At 67.5% G+C, this 1523-nt stretch carries 3 protein-coding genes; all 3 read left to right on the forward strand.

All coding sequences use genetic code 11. From position 1 onward, the window contains the following. Window positions 1–940 (forward strand): glycine cleavage system aminomethyltransferase GcvT (gene gcvT, locus G205_RS20340; protein WP_035754028.1); only part of this gene is annotated, 940 nt, incomplete at its 5' end. 16 nt (window positions 941–956) lie between these two features. Continuing rightward, window positions 957–1124 carry a hypothetical protein gene (locus G205_RS23350; RefSeq protein WP_235047128.1) on the forward strand — a complete coding sequence of 56 codons (168 nt, stop codon included), beginning with the start codon at window positions 957–959 and terminating at the stop codon, window positions 1122–1124. Between the two features lie 102 nt (window positions 1125–1226). Then, window positions 1227–1523 (forward strand): serine dehydratase beta chain (locus G205_RS20345; protein WP_009359690.1); only part of this gene is annotated, 297 nt, incomplete at its 3' end.

Here is a 1523-nt window from a genome sequence, read left to right on the forward strand (position 1 = left end):
GCTGGTGGGCAAGATTTCGGCCATGCCGGTAGGCAAAGCCAAGTACTCGCTGATCTGCAACGAGGACGGCGGCATCATCGACGACCTCATCACATACCGGCGGCCCGCTGCCGCGGACGGGACCGACGTCTTCCTGGTGGTCCCCAACGCCGGCAACGCCACCGTGGTTGCCGAGGCGCTGGCCGACCGGGCGGCATCCTTCGACGTCCAGGTGCGGGACGCATCAGCGGAAACCTCGCTGATCGCAGTGCAAGGGCCCAAAGCCGAGGAACTGCTGCTCCGCCTGGTCCCCGCCGCCAGCCACAACGAGGTCACGGACCTGAAGTACTACGCCGCAGTGGAGGTCCCGCTCCTGGTGGGCGGTGCAGGGCAGGAACTCCTGGTGGCCCGCACCGGCTACACCGGGGAGGACGGGTTCGAGATTTTCGTGCCCAACGATGCCGCACCCGCCTTGTGGCAGGCCCTCATCGCCATCGCCGATGAAGGGGAGCTCACCCCGGCCGGCCTGGCATCCCGCGACTCACTGCGCCTTGAAGCCGGCATGCCCCTCTACGGCAACGAACTCTCCCTGCAGGGCGACCCGTTCGCCGCCGGCCTGGGACCCGTCGTCGCGCTGTCCAAGGAGGGTGACTTCGTGGGCAAGGCCGCGCTGGCCGCCAAGAAGGAAGCCGGTGCCGGAACGACCTCCGGCCGCCGCCTCGTCGGACTAAAGGGACTCGGCCGCCGTGCCGGCCGTGCCCACTACCCGGTCCTTAAGGACGGCGTTCCCGTCGGCGAGGTCACCTCCGGGCAGCCCTCACCCACCCTCGGCTACCCGGTGGCCATGGCGTACGTCGACGTCGAACACACCGCCCCCGGTACGGCACTGCACATCGACCTCCGCGGTAAGGCAGAGCCGTTCGAAGTAGTCGAACTCCCGTTCTACCGCCGAGCCAAGTAGCACCGAAAGCCGGTGGTTGAGCTTGTCGAAACCCCTCGGCTGGCTCCGGGGCGGCCAGACCGGCACTGCCATGCGCTCCGTGGTTGCCTTTGGCCCGGTGGGACCGGCATCCTCCGCGTCGGCGGTCACCTTCGGGACCGGCGGACCGGACATTTTCACGCCTGCTGCTCGTTCCTCGCTTTGACGCAGGCTTTCGAAAAGTCCGGCTCCGCCGGCCCTGGTGCGCACGTCGCCTGGTGACGTGCCCGCTCCATCCCGACCACTTGTTTAGTTAGGAACCACGCACATGGCTGTTGGCGTTTTTGATCTCTTTTCGATCGGGATCGGTCCGTCGTCGTCCCATACTGTGGGGCCGATGCGGGCTGCTGCGGTGTTCGCGGAGGAGTTGAAGGCTTCGGGCGGGCTGGGGTCCGTGGCGGGGTTGCGGGTTGATTTGTACGGGTCGTTGGCGGCGACCGGGCACGGGCACGGGACGATGACCGCGATCCTGCTGGGGTTGGAGGGCTACCATCCGGAACTGATCCTGCCCGGTGAGGTGGAGGAACGGCTGGCCTCGATCGCGGAAACCGGGGTGTTGAACCTC

This window comes from Arthrobacter nitrophenolicus, assembly GCF_000332815.1.
GTDB classification, from domain to species: domain Bacteria; phylum Actinomycetota; class Actinomycetes; order Actinomycetales; family Micrococcaceae; genus Arthrobacter; species Arthrobacter nitrophenolicus.